Annotated in this window: 21 protein-coding genes; 7 read left to right on the plus strand and 14 right to left on the minus strand. The window is 63.0% G+C overall.

Going from position 1 to position 23253, the window contains the following annotated elements:
- Nucleotides 1-123: 123 nt before the first annotated feature.
- The 3 genes from AAC645_RS12280 to AAC645_RS20465 form a co-directional block, all read right to left on the minus strand.
- The gene (locus tag AAC645_RS12280) at nt 124-1122 is read right to left on the minus strand and encodes an NADP-dependent oxidoreductase (RefSeq protein WP_340316391.1); all 999 of its coding nucleotides are present in this window, start codon (nt 1120-1122) and stop codon (nt 124-126) included.
- 52 nt (nt 1123-1174) lie between these two features.
- Nucleotides 1175-3142, minus strand: a complete 1968-nt coding sequence (locus AAC645_RS12285) for an oxidoreductase (protein ID WP_340316392.1) — start codon at nt 3140-3142, stop codon at nt 1175-1177.
- A 462-nt stretch (nt 3143-3604) separates the two neighbouring features.
- The gene (locus AAC645_RS20465; RefSeq protein WP_422785830.1) at nt 3605-3856 is read right to left on the minus strand and encodes a helix-turn-helix domain-containing protein; all 252 of its coding nucleotides are present in this window, start codon (nt 3854-3856) and stop codon (nt 3605-3607) included.
- 212 nt (nt 3857-4068) lie between these two features.
- Between AAC645_RS20465 and AAC645_RS12290 the strand changes: the two genes are divergently transcribed.
- The 5 genes from AAC645_RS12290 to AAC645_RS12310 all read left to right on the plus strand — a co-directional run bounded on the left by AAC645_RS12290 (nt 4069) and on the right by AAC645_RS12310 (nt 9894).
- Nucleotides 4069-5772 carry a CocE/NonD family hydrolase gene (locus AAC645_RS12290; RefSeq protein ID WP_340316394.1) on the plus strand — a complete coding sequence of 568 codons (1704 nt, stop codon included), beginning with the start codon at nt 4069-4071 and terminating at the stop codon, nt 5770-5772.
- Nucleotides 5773-5879: 107 nt separating this feature from the next.
- Nucleotides 5880-6017: a hypothetical protein gene (locus AAC645_RS12295; protein ID WP_340316396.1), complete on the plus strand. Its 138-nt coding sequence runs from the start codon at nt 5880-5882 to the stop codon at nt 6015-6017.
- A gap of 61 nt (nt 6018-6078) precedes the next feature.
- Nucleotides 6079-8292: a TonB-dependent receptor gene (locus tag AAC645_RS12300; RefSeq protein WP_340316398.1), complete on the plus strand. Its 2214-nt coding sequence runs from the start codon at nt 6079-6081 to the stop codon at nt 8290-8292.
- Nucleotides 8293-8536: 244 nt separating this feature from the next.
- Nucleotides 8537-8965 (plus strand): zinc-binding dehydrogenase, encoded by a 429-nt coding sequence (locus AAC645_RS12305; protein ID WP_340316400.1) that lies wholly within the window; start codon nt 8537-8539, stop codon nt 8963-8965.
- Nucleotides 8962-9894 (plus strand): nucleoside recognition domain-containing protein, encoded by a 933-nt coding sequence (locus AAC645_RS12310; RefSeq protein WP_340316402.1) that lies wholly within the window; start codon nt 8962-8964, stop codon nt 9892-9894. The genes AAC645_RS12305 and AAC645_RS12310 overlap by 4 nt, the downstream gene beginning before the upstream one ends.
- A 311-nt stretch (nt 9895-10205) precedes the next feature.
- On the opposite strand, the gene AAC645_RS12315 is transcribed toward AAC645_RS12310, so the two are convergent.
- The 3 genes from AAC645_RS12315 to AAC645_RS12325 form a co-directional block, all read right to left on the minus strand.
- Nucleotides 10206-10997, minus strand: a complete 792-nt coding sequence (locus AAC645_RS12315) for a COG4705 family protein (RefSeq protein WP_340316404.1) — start codon at nt 10995-10997, stop codon at nt 10206-10208.
- A gap of 11 nt (nt 10998-11008) precedes the next feature.
- On the minus strand, nt 11009-11713 hold the full coding sequence (locus AAC645_RS12320; protein ID WP_340316406.1) for a hypothetical protein: 705 nt from the start codon (nt 11711-11713) through the stop codon (nt 11009-11011).
- 115 nt (nt 11714-11828) lie between these two features.
- Nucleotides 11829-12374, minus strand: coding sequence for a phosphatase PAP2 family protein (locus AAC645_RS12325; RefSeq protein ID WP_340316408.1), 546 nt, complete (start codon nt 12372-12374; stop codon nt 11829-11831).
- A gap of 170 nt (nt 12375-12544) precedes the next feature.
- Here AAC645_RS12325 and AAC645_RS12330 point away from each other — a divergent pair, with 170 nt between their 5' ends.
- Both AAC645_RS12330 and AAC645_RS12335 read left to right on the plus strand, forming a co-directional pair.
- A complete protein-coding gene (locus AAC645_RS12330) occupies nt 12545-13750 on the plus strand; it encodes a hypothetical protein (RefSeq protein ID WP_340316410.1) in 1206 nt (401 codons plus the stop codon).
- Nucleotides 13750-14829, plus strand: a complete 1080-nt coding sequence (locus tag AAC645_RS12335) for a glycosyltransferase (RefSeq protein ID WP_340316411.1) — start codon at nt 13750-13752, stop codon at nt 14827-14829. The genes AAC645_RS12330 and AAC645_RS12335 overlap by 1 nt, the downstream gene beginning before the upstream one ends.
- Here AAC645_RS12335 and AAC645_RS12340 read toward each other — a convergent pair.
- The 8 genes from AAC645_RS12340 to AAC645_RS12375 form a co-directional block, all read right to left on the minus strand.
- On the minus strand, nt 14783-15961 hold the full coding sequence (locus tag AAC645_RS12340) for a glycosyltransferase (RefSeq protein ID WP_340316413.1): 1179 nt from the start codon (nt 15959-15961) through the stop codon (nt 14783-14785). The genes AAC645_RS12335 and AAC645_RS12340 overlap by 47 nt on opposite strands.
- The gene (locus tag AAC645_RS12345; RefSeq protein WP_340316414.1) at nt 15958-17133 is read right to left on the minus strand and encodes a glycosyltransferase; all 1176 of its coding nucleotides are present in this window, start codon (nt 17131-17133) and stop codon (nt 15958-15960) included. The genes AAC645_RS12340 and AAC645_RS12345 overlap by 4 nt, the downstream gene beginning before the upstream one ends.
- A complete protein-coding gene (locus AAC645_RS12350) occupies nt 17130-17633 on the minus strand; it encodes a DUF2141 domain-containing protein (protein ID WP_340316416.1) in 504 nt (167 codons plus the stop codon). The genes AAC645_RS12345 and AAC645_RS12350 overlap by 4 nt, the downstream gene beginning before the upstream one ends.
- Entirely contained in the window at nt 17630-18538 is a 909-nt protein-coding gene (locus AAC645_RS12355) for a hypothetical protein (RefSeq protein ID WP_340316417.1), read from the minus strand. Before AAC645_RS12355 ends, AAC645_RS12350 begins: the two co-directional genes overlap by 4 nt.
- 85 nt (nt 18539-18623) lie before the next feature.
- Nucleotides 18624-19385: a polysaccharide deacetylase family protein gene (locus tag AAC645_RS12360; RefSeq protein WP_340316419.1), complete on the minus strand. Its 762-nt coding sequence runs from the start codon at nt 19383-19385 to the stop codon at nt 18624-18626.
- A complete protein-coding gene (locus tag AAC645_RS12365; RefSeq protein ID WP_340316421.1) occupies nt 19372-21696 on the minus strand; it encodes a TonB-dependent receptor in 2325 nt (774 codons plus the stop codon). The genes AAC645_RS12360 and AAC645_RS12365 overlap by 14 nt, the downstream gene beginning before the upstream one ends.
- Before the next feature lie 10 nt (nt 21697-21706).
- Nucleotides 21707-22666, minus strand: a complete 960-nt coding sequence (locus AAC645_RS12370) for a FecR family protein (protein ID WP_340316423.1) — start codon at nt 22664-22666, stop codon at nt 21707-21709.
- Complete coding sequence (locus AAC645_RS12375; protein ID WP_340316425.1) at nt 22650-23216, minus strand: RNA polymerase sigma factor; 567 nt, start codon at nt 23214-23216, stop codon at nt 22650-22652. The genes AAC645_RS12370 and AAC645_RS12375 overlap by 17 nt, the downstream gene beginning before the upstream one ends.
- Nucleotides 23217-23253 lie beyond the last annotated feature (37 nt).

Consider the following 23253-nt stretch of genomic DNA (forward strand, 5'->3'; position numbering starts at 1 on the left):
AATCGCAGCTGATTTCCGATAGTCAAGATCGTGCCCGGCTTGTCTGCCAAGCCGCCCGGATCGCCCGCTCTCCAGCACCTGATCCAGGGTCTTTCTACGCCTAATGCCATATTCAGACGAACGCTATTCGCTCACCATCTTCAATACGAGCTTGCCCCGGTTATGGCCGGCCCTCAACCGCTCGATGGCGGATTGAAGGTCGACAAGCTCTACCACTTCAACGGGAGGAATACGGATGCCGCGCTGCGTCAGAATCTCGACCAGTGGCAGTTTTTCAAGCCGGTCGGGCCAGTGAGCGAAGCAGATAACATGACGGAAACCGCGCGCTTCCGACTCACGAATCTGCGCAACTATATCGCTCCTGTCGAGCGTGGTGGTGATGCTGACGAGCGTCCCGCCAAGCTTTAGAGCTTCCAGTGCATCGGGCAAGGTATTCATGCGCACGGCGTCAAACACCACGTCAACCCCCTCGGGAGCCCATTCCCGGACTTGCGCGACGATGCCCTTTTCGGGATTGGTATAGTCGACGGCAAGATCGGCCCCCATCTCGATCATATACTCGCTATTGGCGGCTCTCCCGGTTGCGGCCACCGAAAGCCCAGCGAACTTGGCCAACTGGATAGCAAAGCTGCCGACGCCGCCAGAGCCACCATGCACCAGCACCTTCTGACCCGGTTTTGAATTGCCCAGATCGTCCGCAAACAACGCGATGTAGGAGGTCAGGAAGCAAATCGGAGTCGCGCCGGCCTCTATCAGCGACATATGGTCCGGAACGCGACAAGCCAGTTTGGCAGGGACGGCGATATATTCGGCGAAGGTCCCGGCGTCTCCAATCCGGCGCGTTCGCCCAAACATGACGCGGTCTCCTTCACGAAAACCGTCTACATGGCGCCCAAGGCCCACGATCACGCCCGCGGCCTCGAACCCCATGATGTTGACATTGTCATCGGGAATGAAATCAACCATCATTCCTTGGCTATACTGCCAGTCGGCGGCATTCATTCCAGCGTAATGAATTTTTACAAGCATCTCGTCGTCGGACACCGGCGGCTGCGCGATTTCGGTAACCCGTGGCGATTCGGACGTATTGACAAAATCAGCGGCAACTACCCGCACAGACATCACTCCCTTATAATTTATGGTTGCAAATTAGCCGGAGCGCACATCTACCTGATCAAACGGCCGCACCCGCCAAATGCCCTTCGCGTATTGCCGTTTGCAGGTACCGGGGAGAATTGGCATCGCCCACGAGGTGAAGATATTCGACTTGCCCGGCCAACTCGTCATACACGTCCCGATTGGGTCGATTGTGTGATACGACTACCACCGTATCCGCCGGAATCCTGGAACTGTCGGCCTCGGTGCCGAATAGATAGGCGGGGCCTACAACAACCTCCCCCTCTTCAATGGCGATCGCACGGGTACGGGTCATGTGACGGAACGGCTTGCCTTGCATTCTCTGCAAATAAGGTTCCACCATCAGCGTCAATCTCGCCAAGGGGGCTATCTCCGCACAGGGCGTGACATAGGTAACTTCAAGCCCCTGCCTGATCAGGAACTCCGCCGAGCCAAGGCCCTCGAAATGTCCGACATCGTCGATCACCACCGCGCTACGCCCAAGATCCGTCGGCGTGGCCATAAACAGGTCGGTAGACGAGATTACACCCTTGCGCTCCATATTCCGGATCGGTTCGCCACCGTGCGAGATCTGAATCCCGTTCATCCGCTCCATCGCCCCGGTCGCCATGATGACCGCGTCGGCCCCCACTTCAAGTACGCCGGAAGCATCAAGATATGTGCTCAGCCTGACATCGACACCCAGCCGATACACTTCTTCCTCAAGCCACGTCACGATGTCGATCAGCGTGTGCCGCGTTGGCACCTTCGCCGCCACTCTGATGGAGCCGCCAAGATCGGAACTGGCTTCGGCGAGAATGACCTTGTGCCCGCGTGTCGCGGCCACTCGCGCGGCCTCAAGCCCCGCGGGTCCCCCACCGACGACCAGAACGGTACGCGGTTCGGGCACAGGCTGCAGAAGATGATCCCCCCGCTCGAGTTCATGACCAGCGCCCGGGTTTACGGTACATTCGCTCGGCAGCCCTTCGAGCAGATTGGCCACGCAAGCCTGATTGCACGCAATGCAGGGGCGAACGCGCCCGACGTCGCCGGCGATGCTCTTTGACACAAGCATGGGATCGGCGATCATCGCGCGCACCAGACCGCCCATGTCAGCGTCGCCGGCGCGGATGACCTGATCGATTTCTTCTAACGTTCGAAAGCGCCCCGTGACGAGAGTCGGCAATTTCGTCGCACGGGTGACCGGAATGCTAGTGGGCATTTCATAGCCAGCCGGCTCATTCATCCCGCCGATCATCTTGTCATTACGGTTATAGTTGCCGACCGATACGTTTACATAATCGATCAGCTTCCTTTCTTCCAACATGCTCGTAATTCGTATTGTGTCTTCCAGTCCAATTCCACCTGGCGCAAGATCGGTGCCGACACGCACGCCCACGACGAAATTCGACGAAACCGCGTTGCGGACCGCCGTGAGCACCTCCAGAGTGAAGCGTGCGCGATTTTCGAAACTGCCACCATATTCATCGTCCCGGTCATTGGTAACCGGCGAAAGAAACTGGTGCGGAAGATATCCATGCGCACAATGGACATCCACGCCATCGAGGCCATATTCCTCCATCCGCCGCGCGCAATCGGCATAAGCGCCCACAATTTCATCGATCATGCCCTTGGTCATACTAACAGGAACAACGCGCTTTATGATGTTGGGAATATCTGAAGCGCCCCACGGCACGGAGCCGTCGAAGCCGGCATAATGGCCCCCATGCCAGAGCTGCTGAAAGACCCTCGTTCCGTGGGGTTTGATCCGCTCGACAAACTTGCGCATCGCGCCTTCGATCGCCGGATCATAAATATCCATGAACCCCATAGTAGATGGATGGACTGATCCGATCTCGTTGATGACCAGCCCCACGCCGCCAAGGGCACGCTGTTCATGATAAGCGATCACGGCATCGTTCATCGTTCCAAGACCAAGCCCCATGGCATGCGCCGGCCGGAATGTTCTGTTCTTGACCTCAAGGTTGCCGAGTTTGATCGGCGTAAAGACATGCGTGTAGCCCATAATCTACTCTGACTTTCCCGGTGCCTAATTTAATGATTGGGTTGCTTGTGATTACTGTGAGCAGACCGACGCCTCGAACAACCAGTGTTCAACTGGACACAAACCCGTCCAACAGGCTTGCTTCTTGAGCAACATAGAGTGCGCAAGGTACATTATTCAGACTGGCAGCGAAAATCCGACATTGACGTCCTTGCCCTCGGCAGCCGCACCGCTCTCCAACTAAAATGAACCGCCGTTGATGACGGGAAATCATATAAGGCACGATCATACCAATTGTGACGGTTGTTACAAGTCCTAAAGTCGCGCCAACCTGGAGCGCCGCCAGCCGCCTTACCAGACCCCGTCGATACACTGGTGGGCGGCGTCGCAAAGGCGGTGCGGTCACAGCCAGAGCGCTGGATGCCCCCTATGTGCAGTGTATCCGCTATCGACCACGGAAAGCAGCAGCGAACCGCGCGCCATTCATCCGGTTCTCCCAGACCCATCGGGCAGCCGATTCCGCAGATTTTGCAACGTCACGAGCAGCTTCGAATAGTACGCGCCTCGATCTGTTAACCACGCGCAGCGCGTGGTGCGATCAAAAAAGACGATAGTCGACAATCTGTTCAAGCTGTGAATACGGGCGAAGAGCCATGCCTGAGCAACGCGCAGCCGCTGTGCGGCTCGGATAAACGACCTTCTTGTGGCGATAGTCGCGAAATCGATCTCACGCAAAACTATGCCGAATTTCTTATCAATCCAAGCAAAATCCGTATTAGACTCGGCAGTCAGCGGATCCCAATCTGTCGGCGATTAGAAATGCCTGCAGGCAGACAAAAAATGGAGGGGATCGATGAGAAACGGTTTTGTGCTGGTCAGCGATCTCATTTTGCCACCTTCGCTTCGAAGAGCCTGCATCACCACAATCTCGCCCGCATAGGAAAATCATGACCACATCCATTTCTGAAACCGGTACGCTGTTGCGGCCGGACAAGGTTAACGTCGAGATCGGTGTGCCCGCAACGATGCGCGACGGGACGGTTCTGCGCGCCAATGTCTACACGCCGGAAGGCTCGGGCACCTGGCCCGTGCTTCTCTCCCGTTCGCCATACGGCAAGGATCTGCCTGGGGTCGTGGAGCTCTTGGATCCCGTTCAGACGGCGCGCCAGGGTTTCGTGGTCGTGATTCAGGACACGCGCGGCCGTTTCGTCTCGGAAGGCGAAACCGAGTCGTTCCGGTTCGAACGCGACGACGGCCATGATTCCGTTGAATGGGCGGCGAAACTGCCCGGATCGAACGGACGGGTGGGCATGTTCGGGGGGAGCTATGTCGGCAACACCCAGTGGATGGCCGCGCTTGCTCAACCACCCTCGCTGGGGGCGATTTCGCCCATGATCACCTGGCGCGATCCCATGGATGGCCTCTACGCAAGGGGCGGCGCCGTCGAGCTCGGTCTCGAGTTGGCCTGGACGCTGATGATGGGCCCAGACTATGTGCTGAGATTGCCGATCCCCATGGAGGAGCGTGCCGGCCGCATGGGCGCGATTCTGGCCGACTATGAGGCTCTTGCGACTGGCGGCTATTGGGATCTGCCGGTGCGCCGCGGCGCCATGCTTGAGCGCCACCAGCTGCCGGGCCTCGGCGCGATCCGCGCCCTCGACGATCCCGACAGCATCAACTGGTGCCAGGTGGCCGGAAACCATGAGCGGGTCACTGTCCCAAGCTTCCACACCGCCGGATGGTACGACATCTTCCTGCAAGGGACGCTCGACAACTTCGCCGCGATGACCAGCCTCGGGCGCGACGCGCGGCTGGTGGTCGGGCCGTGGTCGCATATGGAGTTTGGCGACAAGGTCGGCGATCTGAGCTTCGGCCTCGCCTCGCGCCGTCTCGGCGTGATGTCTCACCCTTATGGCGATCTCAATGCGTTCCAGCTCGCCTGGTTTCGGCAGCATCTCGAAACGGATGCCGATATCCAGCTCCCCGAGGCCAAAGTGCGCATCTTTGTGATGGGGCGCAATGCGTGGCGCGACGAAAACGAGTGGCCGCCTGCGCGCGCCAGGGTCCAGCGCCATTTCCTGCGCGCCGACGGTTCGTTGACGCAGGTCGCGCCGCTTTCCGACGAGGGCGCCACAGAGTTCGTCTATGATCCGTCCGATCCGGTGCCGACCATGGGCGGCCATCTCGTCATGGCGGGGGCTTTCCCGCCGGGGCCCAAGGAACAGGGATCGGTCGAGGCGCGGCAGGATGTCTGCGTCTTCACGTCCGCGCCGCTCGAACAGGAGCTCGAAGTCACCGGCCGCGTCCGGGTCGTGCTGAACTGCGTGAGTTCGGCGCCATCGACCGACTGGGTGGCGCGCCTCTGCGACGTGCATCCCAACGGCCAGTCGTTCAACCTGTGCGACGGCATCGTCCGGGTGCGCGAAGGGGCGGACGGTGCCGCTACCCATGAGATCGACCTGTGGTCGACCAGCAACCTGTTCCTGCCCGGGCACCGCATCCGAGTGCATGTCACCAGCAGCTCCTTCCCGCGGTGGGATCGCAACCTCAACACCGGCGATCAGGACAGCCCGCGCTACGAAGTGGCGCAACAGCGCATCCGGCATGACGCCGATCACCCTTCCTTCATCGAACTTCCCGTGATCGACTGAACCAGACCGGTTCCTCGAACTGGTTCGCGCGGGGTGCCAACCAACCGGGATCACCCGAATGACTCGAGAATCAGGATTGCAGCGCGTCGAAGAACTTCTTGCATTCTATGACGCTGAAGATGCGTGCGCTGATGGGCATCTGGCGGCTAGGCGCGGTGCATGTGCCGCTGTGCACCGCCGGCAGCGCGACCGATCTGATGAAGCAACGCGAGGACATATTACTCGCACCGATCAGGACCGAATAGAACCTAGATTTCCGGTCAAATTCACAAATCTATAACCGAACAACCAGGGAGAGGAGTTATCATGAAAAAAGTGGGACCAGTGGCAATCATGCTTGGCGGCCTGCTCGCTTCGGCGAGCTACGCACAGACCCCAGCCAGCGCGCCGCCTGCGACGTCAGCCCCGGAAGACGCCGCCGGCGGGGGCGCCGGCGAGATCGTCGTCACTGCCCAGCGCAGGTCGGAGAAATTGCAGGACATCCCGATTGCGGTGACGGCAGTGACAGCCGCGACCGTGCAGAAACTCGGCCTGGTCAAGGTCTCCGATATTGCGGCAGTGACGCCCGGCGCGAATTTTACCGTCAGCGCCGGCTTCTTTTCGCCCAATATTCGCGGACTTGGCGTGGCCTTCACGGCGGCAGGTCTCGAGTCTCCGGTGGCTATTTATGAAGACGGCGCGTATCTGACCAACACCGTAACCGCGAATGAACTCCTCGATAATTTCGACATCAGCAGTATCCAGATACTGCGCGGCCCGCAGGGTACGCTGTACGGCCGCAATGCGTCAGGCGGGGTGATCATCATCAACAGCGCCGATCCGACCTTCAAACTCGAGGGGCGGGTACGTGGGGAGGTCGGCAACCTCGATCATCAGCAGCTGAACGCAATGATCAACCTGCCGCTGGGCCAGGATCTTGCCCTGCGCGCCACCGGCAGCTTCAAACATAATGGTGGTTACATCCGCAACCTGACCACAGGCGATAAAAACGGCTGGGAAAAAAACCATAACGTAAGGGCGAAGCTGCGCTGGAATCCCGGTGTTGCCGACATCGTGCTTGGCGGCGAATATTACAACCTCCGCAATACCTTGACGCGGACGGCCAATTTAGGGCGCAACGACTTGACTTGCTTAGGCTGCCTCATAGCGCCGCCCGGCCTTATCAGCCCCTCGGTCGGTTTCTATGAGCAAGAAAGTCAATCGCTGGTTCCGGCTGTCCACACCAAATATTACGGTACCAACCTCAAGATGGATTTTGACCTCGGCAGCTTCCTGTTGACCAGCACGACGACATTCCGCCATTCGAAGACAGTCAACAACGGCGCCGATACTGATGCAACTCCACTGCCCCTGTTCGAATTCGTTGGAGCGGATATCGGGGGAGATACATTCTCGCAGGACGTTCAGATCGCTTCAAAGCTTGGCGGCCGGTTTGAATATCTGTTCGGTTTGAGCTATCTGCACGACAAGCGCCATTTCCTGGCGGCCTTTCTAAGCGGGGCGACCCCGACCGTGGCTACCGCGCCGGGCTTCTTCAACGAAGGGACTACAAACTCTTACGCGGCGTTCCTTGAGGGCTATTACAAAGTTACCGACGAACTGAAGATCACAGTTGGTGGACGCTATACCTATGACGAGCGCGGCATGCACACAGACGCGTTCGGGTTCTCCTTCGATGGGCGTACGACGCAGCGCGCATTCACGCCGCGTTTCGTGCTGTCCTGGGATAATGGGCCGACCAATCTCTACTATAGCTTCACCCGCGGCTTCAAGGCAGGCGGCTTCCCAGATGGACAGACTGGACCGCTTACAACGGTCAAGCCCGAAAAGGTCTCCAGTCACGAGGTCGGAATCAAGCAATCTATGCTGGACAACCGACTCCGCCTGAACGCGGCCGCATTCTATTTCAAAAACAAGGGCCTGCAAGCACAGACGATCCGTGACGTCACTCTGGGTGGTGCCATCACCTCTAATGCAGGCTTGGAAAATTACGGTGTTGAGGTTGAGACACAGATTGTTCCGGTGGATGGCCTAAACTTCGGGATTACCGGCGCCTGGCAACATCCACGGTACAAGCCGTTCGATGGCGTTGTAGGGCTCGTATGCTTTGATCCCACTGTGGTTCCGACGCTGGTTGCGTGTGATCCCAACTTGACGAACCTCACCGGCACGCCGCCGCCGCAGGCTCCGACATGGTCAGGATCGTTCAGCGCCAACTACGAATTCGCTGTCGGATCATGGTCCGCATCGCTTTCCGGTCTCGCGACGTACCGCTCCTCGATCAACTACCAACCAGGTGCGGGCGGTAATTTGAGGTACGATCGAAGCAACTCTCTGTTCCTTGCGAATGCATCGGGCTATGTGAGCCCCCCCGGCGAACACCTCCGCGTCGGCTTCTATGTAAACAACCTGTTCGACAAGAAATATGTCACGCGCCGGCAGACCCTCCTGCCTTTTGGTACAACCTATAATGCTGGCATGCCGCGTACATACGGCCTGCGCGTAGAGTATACGTTCTAATTCTAATGAACGCGCCTCGACCATAATCGGTCATAGAACCCTGTGGATGCCTGCCATTTTGGCATCCACAGGGGACGAGAATGAGCGATGATGTCATTCGTGAAGCGCCTGTTCGGCAGTTTCCGTATTGGCAGCGTGGTACGAATCCCTGTGCTGCATGCAGCAATGATCTGCAAATACCGGCGGTTGCAGTGAGAATGCTGAATGCCGATACACCCAGTTCAACGATCTGGAGCCCTAGACTATGCCCATCCGTATCGTCCTCGATCGCATTGGTGCACCCGAGGTGCTCCACGCGATTCCGGCCCTGCGGGAGCAGCCTGGAACAGGACAGGTCTGGCTCGAGCACGAGTCCATTGGCGTCAACTATCTCGATGTGACGCAACGGAACGGCGCGGTGCCGATCGATTTGCCAAGTGCGCTCGGGCTGGAGGCGACGGGCCGCGTCGCGGTGGTGGGAGACGGAGTAAGCGAGGTCGGCCCCGGGTTGACGGCGCATATCAGTGATGTCAGCGATTATCGCGAGCGCACCGCGGACCTGTTCGACGCGATTGCGCGCAGAGTGGTGACGCCATCAATTTGGAGGACTTATCCGCTCGCTGACGTCGCCGCGGCGCACCGTGCACTGGAGGACGGCAGTTCACACGGCGCCATCGTACTCGATCCGCAATGAAGCAATTCATCGACATCCTGCTCGAAGCGGGACGTGGCGCTATCGACGTGGCACTTTACACGCTGCTCCCAATCATGGTCGTCATGATGATCGCGATGCGAATGCTGGAGGCCAGCGGGCTTCTCGATCGACTGACGCGCCTCGCCAGCCCGCTACTGCGACCCTTCGGTCTGGGCGGGTTGGCCCTGCTTGCCATGCTCCAAATCAGTCTGGTGAGCTTCGTTGCGCCTATCGCCACATTGGCGTTGATGCAGGATCGCGGCGAGTCAGATCGGCGCATTGCCGGGACGTTCGCCGCGGTAATGGCGATGGCGCCTGCCAATGCCGTGTTCCCGCTCGCCGCGATGGGACTGAACTCGGAGCACGTCATGCTGCTCTCCGTGATGGGCGGCCTAGCTGCCGGCGCGGTCACCTATTGGGTGCTCGCTCGACATCTCTCAGACGCAGCGGAGGCAGAGACGGCGTTCGAGGAAGCTGCGCTGGACCGCCCCGGCGTTCTCAAAATCATCAACGTGAGCGGACGCGAGGCGATAGATATCGTGATCAACATCATCCCGATGCTGCTGCTGTCGCTCGCGATGGTCGCCACGCTCAGGCACCTGGGCGCCATCACTGCGCTCGCGGGTGTGGTCGGTCCAGATATGGACCAGTTTGGCATCGCCCCTTCGCTGATCCTTCCGGCGGTGACTAAGCTGTTGGCGGGCAGCACCGCGCTGGTCGGGGTTGTCCACCAGATGTACCAGGCAGGCCAGATCGATGCCGCTGCGATCAATTCTGGCGCGAACGCGCTCCTTCATCCGGTGGACCTGCCTGGTGTTGCGATCTATGCATCGGCGAGCACGAGGATGGGACGATGCGCGGTACCCGCTGTACTTGGCGGCGTGATCGGGATCGTCGTGCGATGCCTGGCAGCCGCGTTGCTGGCTTGATCATAGCCGTCACTCCGCAGGAATGTTGCTCAAGCCGTGCCGGGGGAGAACGGCTCGCCCATCCAGTCGGCAGACGCCGACCGCGGAGCGCAAGGGAACTCTGCGTTCAGCGCTGCTCGACTATGATCGTTATCTCAAGCTGGCTGAGCATGGGCGCGCATCCTCGTCTAGAGGCTCCGGCTCCGCGGTTCGGCTTTGAGATGATCAATCGCCATTGGCGGCGCTAGGGAGGCCGCGGGAGAGCGAGGTTACTGCTGAACGATGCGCTTCTTCGAACGCTGCTTCACCGAAGCCCACTTCGCGCTTCAGTTCTACGGGTGCGCTCCGGCGCGTTGTGGAATGAGGACGATCAGCAGCAGGATCGAGACCGCCAGTACCCCGGTCGCAAGTGGGCGACTGAAATCCAGGCCGCCCTTCGCAAGCGGCTTGTCGACAAAATCCCCCACAGTCGCGCCGAGGGGACGTGTAAGGATGAAAGCTGCCCAGAAAAGCACCACGCGTGACGTAGCGGTCCAGAAGTAGAGCGCTGCGAGAAATGCCAACGCGGAGCCGAAGACCAGGGCGCTGCCGGAGTAGCCGAGCGGGCCGTCGGCGATCCAGTCTCCCAAGGCGGTTCCGAGCGTCTGTGAAAAGGTGATCGTCACCCAATAGAAGGTCTCGGCTTTTCGACCGATGACCGTATCGACCGAAATCGTGCCCAAGCTGCGGTGCCATGCCGACAGTGACAGGAGCACGCATGCCAGCAGCAGCAGCGAACCGCCCGGATAACCGATGCCCAGTGAGCGAGTAGTGAAATCCGCCAGCGTCGTCCCTGCGGTGGTCGACGCGACGATCGTTGCCCAATAGAGCCAGGCGTTGAAGGTCCGCGCCCTGATCTGCGCCCAAACCAGGACAGCCAACAGCGCCCCGAATATGGCTGTGCCGATGAGATAGCCACTGACCCAGGACTGCGGCGCATCGGGGCTGGTCTCGCCGAGCCACGTCATGGTTACGCTGTCGCCGCCGGTTTCACCCAGCGTTGTCGCGAGAATCTTGATGATCCAGAATCCAAGGGTGACCGCAGGCACCTTGGTCAGGCTCGCCCTCATCTGGTCAGCAGTCATATTTTGCTCCTTCAAAAATCTACGCCCAGCGCAGCGAACGCATGAAATCCTGCCTTTCCGCCTGTGTCGGCGAACGTCGGCCCGCCCGATGCCAGCACGCGCAGTGGTGCTTTCAACTGGTAGATCGCGCCCAGTCCGATGCTTGTAGAAGCGCTACCGCCCGTTATGTCGGCACCCCGTTGGTCGGCCTCCATACCGATAAGCAGGCGGTCTCCGAAGCTGCGCGTGACGGCCACGCCGCCTGTCCAATAGTCCCGATTGCCGACGCCGGGATTGACCGCATAGCCGCCACCGCCAAATATCGCCCAGCGTCCCATGTTTTTCTGCGCCCAGATCGGCAGCAGGGCGGTTACTTTATGTGCGCTCATGCCATTGCTGCCTGTGGGCAGGGTCATGCCTGGAAAGGCAGCAATGGAGAGGCCATCCGACTCGTCATAAAAGAAGCGATATTTGGCCGACATCTCGACATCGCCGGCACCCCAGCTCCACCGGCCAGCATCATGGGTAAAGGCGGACGACAGACCCAGCGTCAGCTGCAGGTTGTGTGCAGCGCCATAGTTCAACTCGACGCCCGCCGCGCCTTCCAAGCTTGCGCCGCGCCCCTGCGCCTCGAGCAGCGGTGCATAGATTTCCCAATGCCCTGTCGCGGTTGGCTCCGGATCGTCGGTGAGGAAGGGTGGGCCCGCAAAGGCCTGATAAGGGAGCGACATGAACATCAATGACGCAGCGATGCGTGACGCATATGATCTTATATCCACGAATGATATGTATCAGGCCGTCAGCCGCGCCGATAGGCGATAGGGCGATGGCGTTTCACAGGCTGACAGCGCCTCAGAAGCTGGCAGCGAGAGCCAGGCCTCCACCGCCTGCGTCTCCCCAAGGGACGAGCCGCACCGAACCGCTCCTGGCAGAGGTGACCAGGAAACCGCTTCCAGCGCCAATCGCCGCGCCCGCCATGGCATCGTACCAGTGGTGCTTGCGCGCCTCCACCCGCGCCACGCCGACCAGCGTGGCCACCGCCAGCGCGGAAAGCCCCGCTTTCCAGCCATAGCGATTTTCCAGCGTCGCTGCGGCGGCAAAGGCCTCGGCCGTATGAGCCGACGGGAAGCTCTTGTGGTCGCTATGATCGGGCCGCTCTTCGTGAATGAGCTGCTTGAGTCCGTAAGCAACACCTCCACCAAGCAGCATGCTGCCTCCGGCCTGCACGTCGCCCGTCCAGTCACCCTGAACGGCCGGAACTCCCAGCGCCGTCGCCACCATAATATCGCGGCCTATGGTCGACACGTCCGTCCAGCCGCGGTGGCGAGCGGCTGCCGGAGAGGCCGCCAGCGCGGCCGAAATGCCGATCCCGAACAAAAATCCTGCGGAGTGGCGCATCCGCTCTCTCCCTGGCCATGCACGTTGACAACGCCCTGACGCCGCTGACGCTCCGTTCCCGTATTTTATGGCGCTCAGCTCATTTGCTTTCTGGATTCTTAGTGAACGGACGTTCCGCAAGTCTGGACATCATGATGCGGGTTCGACGATGCGGCGGCGTCAGAACCATCATGCGGGTGGGATTTCTCTTCAATCACGATCAGGTCCATCAGGTCGCGCACAGCTTGCCTATCGCGCTTGCGCTCGATGAGACGGGCGTCGATCTCGAGATCGTCATTGCCACCACCAACAAGCGTCTGACGGCGGAAGTCGTTCGCCTGGGTGGAAGTGCGATCGGACGATCCATCCGGCTCGTCGAGCTTGGCCTCAAGAGCCGGGCCGCGATCCGTGTGGCTCACGCTCTCGAAACGGTCGTGCCGGCGAGCAAATTGCTGGTGTACGGCGACAATCTCGACTTCTTCAGGTCGCTGGACGCGCTCGTCGTTGCCGAGAAGACCTCTCTGGTGCTCAAGACCCGCTATGGTCTCGATGGCCTGAAGATCATCCACACCCGCCACGGTGCCGGCGATCGCGCGATCGGGTTCGACAAGGCCAGCGCGCTGTTCGATCATGTGCTCGTCTCGGGCGATAAGATCCGCGAGCGGCTGATAAGCGAGACCGGACTGGCGGAGGATCGCATCACGGTGGTCGGCTATCCGAAGTTCGACCTGGTCGATCCGCGTCCCGCTGTGCATCCAATGTGCAATGATGGACGGCCGGTCGTGCTCTATAACCCCCATGTCTCGCCCCACTTGTCCTCCTGGTATCGCTGGGGCCGGCAGATCCTCGACTGGTTCGTCGAGCATGATGATTATCATCTGATCTTCGCGCCGCATGTGATGCTGTTCGAGCGGCCCTTCGTGCTGACGGTTGACCGGCTACGCATCAGCCGGCCAGGTCACATCGATGAGCGCTATCTGCGGGCGCCCAACATCCACATCGATCTCGGCAGCCGCCTCTCGACGACGATGACCTACACCAATCGCGCCGACATCTACCTGGGCGACGTGAGCAGCCAGGTCTACGAATTCCTCCTGCGTCCCCGCCCATGCCTTTTCCTCGATGCACAGGGGACCGGCCGTGAGGATGACCCCAACTTCACGCACTGGCGCGCAGGGCCGGTCGTAAGGGACCTCGCCCGTTTCGGCGAGACTCTGGAACGGGCGAGGGCGGAACATGCCGGGCGCTACCGGCCGATCCAGCAACAATTGTTCGACCATAGTTTCGATCTTACAGCCGAGCCTTCGTCGCACCGCGCGGCGCGAGCGGTCGCGGCGCTGCTCGGTCATCCGGCAGTGCCCCCCAGGACGACGCCCGACCAGCGCGCCTACGCCTGATGCGGATCGCCTATGTCATCAATTCCATGGAGGGCGGGGGCGCCGCGACGCCGCTGCGGTCCGTCGCGCAGGTACTGCAGTCGCGCGGCGCCGCGCTTCGGGTGATCGCGCTGACGCCGCGCGACCGGCTGGCGCTGCCCGCACTGCTGGAGACGGGGCTGGATGTGGTCGTCCGTCCGGGCGGTGAAGACGATCATCTTGCCGCCTTGCGCTGGCTCGACGCGCAGGTGCGCGACTGGGGCGCGACCCATGTGTGGACGTCGCTGACGAGAGCGACGCTGATGGGACAGATGGTGGGTCTGTGGCGGCACCTGCCGGTGATAAGCTGGCAGCATAATGCGCACCTCAAGCCGGCCAACGAGCGGTTGCTCCGGCTGATGCGGCGGCTGTCATCGCTGTGGATAGGCGACTCCGAGTGCGTGACCGAGCTGACGGCGAGGCGGTTGAAGGTTGCTCCGGACCGGTTGATGTGCTGGCCCATCTTCTCGGCCGATCCCGCCGCGCCACAGGCCCGACCCTGGCAACCCGGGCAGATGATCCGCCTTGGCAGCCTCGGCCGATTGCACCCCAACAAGGGCTATGACGTGCTGATAGCGGCCCTGGCTATTCTGAAGGCCGAGGGCTTCGCAGCACCAATGCCGTTCGAGATCGCCATAGCCGGCGAGGGCGCGCAGCGTGTGGCGCTCGAGGCGGCGATCACCGGTGAAGGGTTAGCGAACATCAGGCTTGCCGGCTTCACGCAGCGCCCCGCGCATTTTCTCGCTGGGCTGCATCTCTATCTCCAGCCATCGCGGGCGGAGGGCTTCTGCATCGCTGCGCACGAAGCGATGCAGGCCGGCGTCGGCGTCATCGCTTCGGCGGTCGGTGAAATGCAGTATAGCGTCGATAATCGCTGCGGCGCGCTGGTCCCGCCGGGCGATCCCGACGCGCTCGCCCGCGCATTGCGCAACATGCTGCTCTATCCCGACATGCTGGGCTCGCTGGGGGAGGCTGCGCGACGGCGGGTGCGCGATCGCTACAGCCGCGAAGCCTTCACTGCGCGGGGGCAGGAGATATTGCAGCGGATGAGCGCCCTTTAGCCTCGCCTGCGGAACATCCCTGTACCATGCGGTCGAACAGCTCGAGATACTGCGCCGACGCGCGGCCCAAGCGGTGACGATCGAGCAGCTGCGCCAGCGCCGCTTCGTCGGGCGGTGGCGTGTCGAGCATGGCGGTGATGGCTTCGGCCATGCTCGCGGGGTCCGCATCGACAATCCGGCCGAACGACGGATGCAGCATGATCTCGTCGATCGCCGGCGAGCAGCGCGTGGTGACGATTGGTCGCCGCGCGGCCAGCGCTTCGATCGCGACCGCCGGATAGCCTTCGAAATCGGAACTGATCAACAGCATGGTGGCGCGGGCGAGCGCCGGGCCGACGTCGGTAACGTGGCCTGCCAGTTCGACCCGGTTCGACAAGCCTGAAAGCTCGATCTCGCGCTGAAGTGCCGCACGCTGGTCGCCTTCGCCGAGGATGAGGAGCCGCGCGTTCCGATGGGGCGCGACGCTCGCGAACGCGCGGATCGCGAGCACGAAGTTCTTCTGCTTGACCAGCCGTCCGATGCACAGGATCAGCGGCCGCCCGTCCTCCGCCTCGGCGATGCCTGATGTGACCGGCGCATCATCCAATATGGGTTCGGCAATCATGTCGATCCAAGCTCCTTCGAGCATGCGCTTGGCCTCAGCATGCAGGCTCTCCGACATTGCGACAAATCCATCGACCGGTGCGGCCAGCCACCGCGCGGCCCGCTGGAACAGCCATTGCCGGAGACGCCCGCGATGGGCGCGCTGCAGCGGATTGCTGAGCTTGCAGATCATCGGCACGCGACCTTCGCCGAGCAGGCGGGCGAGCCGACTGGCGACGGCAAGGTGGAAATTGCCGGGTACGAAGATAAGATCGGCCTGCAGCGTGCGGACCTGCGGCGCAAAAGCGGAGCCCAGCCTCCACCGGGATAGTAGGCCGCGGCGGATCTCCGGCTTGACCGCCACTACGTGGATCGCGCGGTCGACCAGCGCGCGCACCTTGCCCTCGTGCGTGCCGCACAGGATCGTGACCCGCCGCCCCGCCTTTGCCCAGCGGCCGGCCATCCGAATCGCAACCCGTTCGGTTCCCCCCGTCGAGAAGTCATGCAGGATAATCAGGATATGATTGGCGCGGGCCGACGTTCCGATCATGCGGCGACGCGGCTGATACGGCGAAGGCCGGCATAGGCAGAAAATAATCGCTCGAAATGCTGGTCCATTGTGCCGATCCGGCCTGCCGCCAGCGCGGCCGCGCGGCGGAGTTCCGGCTGGTTGCGCGCGGCCAGGCGCAGAATCGCCCGCGCCGCATCGCGCATATCTCCGGGCAGGTAGGTCTCGGAAGTTTCGGGCGTGGCAAGATCTGAGGCACCGCCTTCCGACGGTACGATCAGCGGCAGGCCCGAGCAGGCGGCCTCTGCCGCGACGAGGCCATAGGTCTCGCACTCGCAGCCGTGGACCAAGGCATCGCCGCTGGCCATCACCCGCGCCAGCAGCGGGCGATCACGGATCGGCGCGAGCAGATGGATATGCGGGCTCGCCCCTGCGTGGCGCACCAACCTGTCGCGGTCGCGCCCTTCGCCGATCAGCACGAGCCCGATCTTGCGCTGCACCCCGACGCGCAGGCAGGCGTCGATCACCATCGGCCAGCGCTTCTCCGCGGCATGGCGGCCGATGCCGAGCAGCAGCAGCGCATCCTCGTCGAGATCGCAGCGCGCCAGCAGGTCCCGCCGGATCGCCGGATCGCGCAGCGACGGCGAGAACAGGCCCGGATCGGTTCCCATCGGGATCGTCTCCACCGAGGGAAGCCCTCCCAGCCGGAGCCGGCGCGACAGGCTGTCATTGGCGCTGACCACGATGTCGCACGCCGCAGCGGAGCGGCGCAGATGATTCCAGAACCACTGGAATTGTCGGTCGATGACGGTGCGCCGGGCGATCCCACCGAACCAGCGATAGGGATAGGCCGCCAGGGGATCGGCATGCATGATCAGCGCGCGGGGCGCAGCCCCCTCCCAGCTGGCGACGATGGATGCGGTTCGCCATGGCGACGACGCCTCCACCATGTCGGGCCGCTCGGCGTCGAGCAGCCGATGGACGCGATCGGGATCGGCGAAGTAGCGATAGCGACGGTCGAGCGGTAGTGCAGGCGAAGCAACATAGACGATCCGCCCCCCCCCAGTGCGATGCTCGACGCTGTCCGTGGCGCCGGGGGCGACGATCACGATCTCATGCCCCACCGCCGCTCCGGCACGCAGCTTCTGTTCGACATACGTCCGCACGCCGCCGCCTTCAGGCGTGTAGAAGGCGCAGACATCGACGATCTTCATGGGACCTCCACGGGCCGCATCGACAGGCCGTGCCAGTAGTTGAGGATGATGGTGAGCCGGGTGAGGCCCGGGCCGGCGACGGCGGCGGCGCTCGCCGCCCTCGGCTTCGACCAACCCAGCCGGGGATTGCCGGCGAAGCCGACCCCATCATGCGTCAGATCGAATTTGCGGCCTGCGTTGCGATTATGCAGGAGCATCAGCGCATAGCGTCCTGGATGCGGCGCCCTGATGCACATCTCCACGGCACCGGCCGCCGGAGGCGCGACGATGACGCGGGCGAATGTCTTGCCGGCGGCGAGCAGCTTGTTGTCGTCGGCGAAGAAGTCCGCATCGTTGTCGGGATAAAGCTCCAGGCGCAGTTCGCCGCTGCGATCCTTCAACCCCGCCACCATGACCTCGAAGGCGGGGCCGGGCTCGGGCGAGCGGCAGCGGCCTTCCTCGGTGCCCAGCGACGGAGTCGATGCGATCGCGGCCATCGCCGCCAATGTTGCCGCGATCATGAAGTTTTCGCGGTCTCGAGTAGGTCGGCGCCCGCCAGTGCCGCGCCCACGACCAAGTGGGTAGCGAGGACCAGCGCGGCGATCAGGGCGACCAGCGCGCCGATCCGGCTGTCGCCGCCCACAAGCAGGATCGTCGTGGCTGCAAACACAAGGTCCTTGCTGGGCACAAGTGGCAGCCGGGTGACCAGCAGTTGCAGGGCCCCGAGTACGACCAGGCTCGATATGCCGATGCCTGGCACGCCGAGATGCCACAGCAGGATCGACAACAACGTGGTCATGGCCAGGCGTCCGAGGTGCATCATCATTATGAAGCGCAGATCTCGCCCTGGCAGCGAAAATATCCTGCCCCTGAGCAGACCGATCGCCGCCGTGATCGCGAGTACCGCGGCAATCGAGCCGACAAGCTCGTTGCGGGACATCGGCAGGTTCAGGGTGCCCAAATAGGGCCAGGCGGTGACGATCATGACGAGCGTCGCGACATTGCCAGCGAGCGCCGATGTGACGCTGACATCCTTGATCGCACCGAACGGGGCCGAACTGAGCCCCGATCGCGCCCGGGCCCATCCATAAAAAGCGAGTTCACCGCTATAGCCCAGCAGCACCTCGTTGCTTACGAGCTTCCGAAGCAGGGCGGCGAAACCAGCCGCCGGCAGCTTCCACAGCCGTCTATAGATCAACCACTCGGACGCTGGCAGGGCGAGATAATAGGCGCCCAGAGCGCACCAGAAAGCCGGTGCTTTTGGAAGATCGTTGCGAAGTTGAGTCAGCCCGATCTTGTCGAGCTGGCTAGCTATCGCGGTTAGCAGCGCCAGCGAGATCGCCGCTGACAGCCATTTTTGCCAGCGGCGATCAGGAAGGCGAAGAGGTGGTAGGCGGGATGAAATTGCAACCGCTTCTGCAGACACCGTGAGGGATCTCCCATTCGCCCTGTCCAGCGATGGACGGCACCGGGTCGATGGACCCGCACCGCGGCCCTAGATTATTGTTGTGTCATCGGCGTTGCAGAAGATCGGCATATCGCCCCGCTATGCGGTTGCGCATCAACGCGACTAGCGTCGCGTCTATGCTGGCCAGGAGCGTGGGTATTGCGGCGTCGCCGGGATGGACCGCGACGCGGACGATTTCTGCGCCGGACAGCGCATGCCGCGCGAGTGCCGCGAACAGGCGCGAACTCGCGATGCGGCGCGGGCTGCGGCTGGCCCAGGTGACGACTGGCCCGCGCGCCAGCACCCGGCCGTCGAGCGGAGACCATATCCGCAGATGATCCTCCGCGATTGCGAAGCCCGCCTCGGCCAGCGCGCTGCGGGCACCGGTTCCATAAAGCCAGGCCGGCGCCACGAAGCCGGCCACCGGCGCGCCCAGGATGTCTTCGATCAACGTCTTGCCCGCGGTCATGCGGGCGAGCGCGGCGTCATGGCCGAGGCCGAGGAACTCCCCTTCGCGCGCGGTCATGTGGCGTGCCTTGAAGGCGGCAGCGCCCCGATGCGTGCTGTCGTCTCGGTGGAACCAGCCATGGAGGAAGATCTCGGCGCCATTCGCATGCCAGTCGCGCAGGCGCCGGTGGAAGGCTGTATTCTGCGCGATCGGCGCCTCGCCCCAATGGTCGGGCACGACAAGCAGGGCAAAACGGGGCCCGCCGAGCCTGTCGGAAAGCCGATCGAAGAGGCGATCGACCGCATCGGAAAAACGCGGGCCGACATCGTGGATCGATGCCAGCATGCGACGAGAGGTGGACGGCTCAGAAATGACCATCGATCGCGAACCTTATCGTACGAGGCCGCAGCGGCGTGATCTGGCGGCCCTCCATGACCCCGAACGGATTGCCCAGCGAGAAGCGATTGCCATTGGCATCGAGCAGGTTGGTCGCGTCGAGCGACATCCCAATCCTGTCGCTGCCGATGCGCGCGCCTAGCGACGTATCGGCATAGCCGCCCTGCACGATGTCGAGCCCGTTGCCGATACCCAAGCGCGAATGACCGAAATAGCGGTACGAGGCGTCTAGCGACAGAGCAATATCGCCGCTTAGCCGGGCCGTGTAGCTTAGCGCGGTGCGAGCGCCGAGCCGTGCGACATCCGGCAGCTCGGCATGTCGAGAGTCCGAGAAACCGGGGGCCGGAGTGGTCAGGTCACTGTCGTTGACGAAGAGACCGGCTTCGACGTTCAGCCCCTCCGCCAGCCGCCATCCCAGCTTGGCTTCGAAGCCGATCGTCCGGCCGTGGCCGACGTTCGCTGTATAAGGCAGGCCGCGTGAATCGACCAGGTCGGCCTGGATATTCTCCCAATGCGCGTAGATCAGGCCCAGCGCACCGCTGAACCGGTCGCTAGCGGGATCCCCCAGTCGCAAGCCAGCCTCGAAAGTGGCGATGCTGTCGCCCCTGAAACGCTGTGAGACTATCCCGGCTCCCGCTGCCGCGACCGAAAGGCCGCCGCCGCGATAGCCCTCCTGATAACGGGCATAGGCGGTCAGCCGGTTGCCCGGCCGCCAGGCAACCGAGAGCAGCGGCAGAATGCTCGTTTCGTCGCGATTGCGTTCGTCGCCGCTATTCCTGGGCAGATCGAGCAGTTCGCCGGCGAGGTGGCTGAAGGCGAAGCGTCCGCCGACGGTGATCTGGACGCGCGGCACAATGCCGAAGGTGGTTTCGCCATAGAGCGCGCCGCCAGTCAGGCTGTTATGGACGCCAGCGATCCGCATCGGCGCGCCGACCGGCCCGAGCGTGCGACTGAGCTTCTCTCCGTTGCTGATGAAGCTGGTGCCCAGCAGCCACCCCGTGCCATCGTCTGCGCGGTGGGACAGGCGGGTTTCGTTGGAGATGAGGGTGATCTTGTTCCTCTGGTCGAACGCGCTGGGCACCGACACCGGAAAACCGGTGGCATCGAACCGCTCCCGCACGTCATGACTGACGATGCCGGTAGCGGAGACGAACTGCAGCCCCGCCCCACGCCGCGACAGCGTCACATAGCCGAGCCGATAGTCGTTATCGAACGGTTGGGCGATCGCGCTCGAACGTTGGTAGGGCGGCAATCCGCGCTCGGCATATTGACCGTCGGCGCTGTAGATGTCCTGCACGAGCCCGCCGGCATCGACCGTCCAGCTGTCGCCGATCCTTGCGCGGAGAGCGACGCGGCCGCCCTTGGTCTGCGAACGGTTCACATCGCGCAGGCCGCGTCCGACATCGTCGATATAACCGCCTGCGATCGCCCGGTAGCCGACCAGGCGCAAGGCGACACGGTCTCCCAACAGCGGCAGGTTGACCATGCCGGAAAGCTCGCTGCCGGATCGACCATCCTGGGTCGCGAGATAGGCGGCGGTGGCACTGCCGCTCCACTGCCCCAGGTCCGGCGCGTTCGGCACCAGTCTGACGATGCCGCCCAGCGACCCCGCGCCGTAGAGCGTGCCCTGCGGCCCCTCGAGCACCTCGACCCGCGCCATGTCGTAGAGGCTCAGATTTGGATCCGGCGCGTTATAGTTGAGGCGTATGTCGTTGAGATATTGGCCGACGACAGCCTGGCTCGGGCCTGTGAAGCTGCTGTCTGCGATGCCCCGGATGATCAGCTTGTTGCGGCCCGGCCCCAAATTGGTCGACGACAGCGATGCGACGCCGTCGACCAGCGCCTCGGTGCCGCGCGCCGCTGCCCTGGCGAGCATGCCCTTGCCGGGGTCGAGGATCGAGACCGCTCCGGCATAATCGCCGATCCGCGTCTCGCGCTTGCTCGCTGTCACGACAATCTCGCCAGCCGCCAGGGACGGAGCGGGCTGCCTCACAGCATCCCGCTTGGGCTCGGCAGGCTTTACGGGGAGGGCGAAGAGCCGGAATGTGTTTGTATCGACCCGTTCGAAGCCGAGGCCGCTGCCCTGCAGGAGACGGCGCAGCGCGCGTTCGGGAGGCATATCGCCGCGAACCGCGGCGCCGCGCAGGCGATCGACCGGGCCGAGCGCCCCGATCGTCGTCCCCGACTGCGCGGCGAAGGCGACGATCGATTGCTGGAGCGGCCCCGCCGGGATGTCGAAGTGCGACCGCGCGGCTGCGAACGCCGTGGCCGGCGCCGCAACGATCAGGGCCATCGCGGTGAGTTCAGCGCCCCGCACGCTTCCGCAGCGCAAGGTGCCAGGCCTTGCCGTCCTGTGTCGCATCGACATCGAGCAGCGCCCCGATGCGCGCGAACAGACGCGGGTGATCGTCGTCCAACAGGATGACCCCGCTGAAACGCTCGCGCTCAAGCTCGGGCGCGACGGTAACCAGCGCGCCGACATTGCGCGAAAGATCCGCGGCGATCCGGGCCAAGGAAGCATTCTGATAGACCAGTCGATCCTTCCGCCAAGCGCCGACCGTCGACGGATCTACCTCTCCTATGACGGCGGCGCCCGTTGCGGAAACATTTATCATCCTGCCCGCGCCGAGCCGGATCGCATCGCCGTTCGGATCGAACAGCACAGCGCCTTCTGCAACGGCGGCTTCGGTGTCAGACCCGGTGCGTATGACGTTGAACACGGTGCCGACGTCGCGCAGCGTCACGTCTCCGGAATGGACCTCGAACGGCGCCGCCGGATCGTGGACGACCGTGAACGTCGCTTCGCCACGATCGAGCGAGGCGAAGCGGGTATCGCCCCGGCGCAAGCCGAGCCTGGATCCGCCGTTGAGTTCGATTTTGGTACCGTCATCGAGCATGACCAGCCGGCGCCGCCCGGCCCCGGTCTCGACCGCATAGGTCGCACCCACGGGGTTCAGCCTGGGATAGGAAACCAGGCCGCCGACCAGGATCGCGGCAGCGGCGGCCGTACCCGCGAACCAGCGCGGCCGCGCACGGGCAGGCGGCGGGAGGTTGTCGTTGGATGGAAGCTCGGGCGCTCGGTCAACGATCCAGGACTCCAGATCGTCGTCGGCCAGCGCGACCGCTTCATAGGCTGCGTTGTGCGCGGGATCGGCTTCCAGCCATAGGACGAAACCGTCCCAGTCGGCCCGCGCGGGGTCACGCTGGCGCAGGAACCAGCCGGCGGCTTCCTCCCGCATCTCCGCGTCACCCTGCGACATCATCAATCCCTTCGCTCGCATGACGCCGCCCCGGCGGCAAATCCGCACTCTCGCCCTCGCGCATTTGCACCAGCACGCGATAGGCTTTCTGAAGGTGCTTCTCGACCGCGCTCAGGCTGATGCCCATGGTTGCAGCGATATCGCGCTGCGCGACACCGTCGATCCGGTGGCTGCGAAAGATGGCGGCGGTCCGGTCGCCAAGCGCCTCCAGCATCTGGTCGACCAGCCGGAGCCGCTCGCGGGCGAGCAACACCCGCTCTGCCGAAGGCTGGTCCGATATGCCGGGCATTGCGCCGCCGGCTGCATCGCTCCACGCATCGTCGCGTCGAAGGCGGCGCTGCGCCTCACGGCGACGATCCAACATCAGATTGTCGGCCATGCGATAGAGATAAGCGAGGGGACTGGCGATAGGCCCGGACTGCGCAGCCGACGCCTTCAACCAGAGCTCCTGCAGCAGGTCCTCTGCGTCCGCGCCCGCGCCGCGCGCCGCCAGGAAGCGCATCAGAGCCGGCCGGCTGCCCAGAAATACGGCCTTCAGGCCGTTGTCACTCATCTAGCGTTGTCCCAGCTGGTGCTCGGCGGTGGCTTTT

Origin of the sequence: Rhizorhabdus argentea (genome assembly GCF_037861105.1) — a bacterium.
Lineage (GTDB): Bacteria > Pseudomonadota > Alphaproteobacteria > Sphingomonadales > Sphingomonadaceae > Rhizorhabdus > Rhizorhabdus argentea.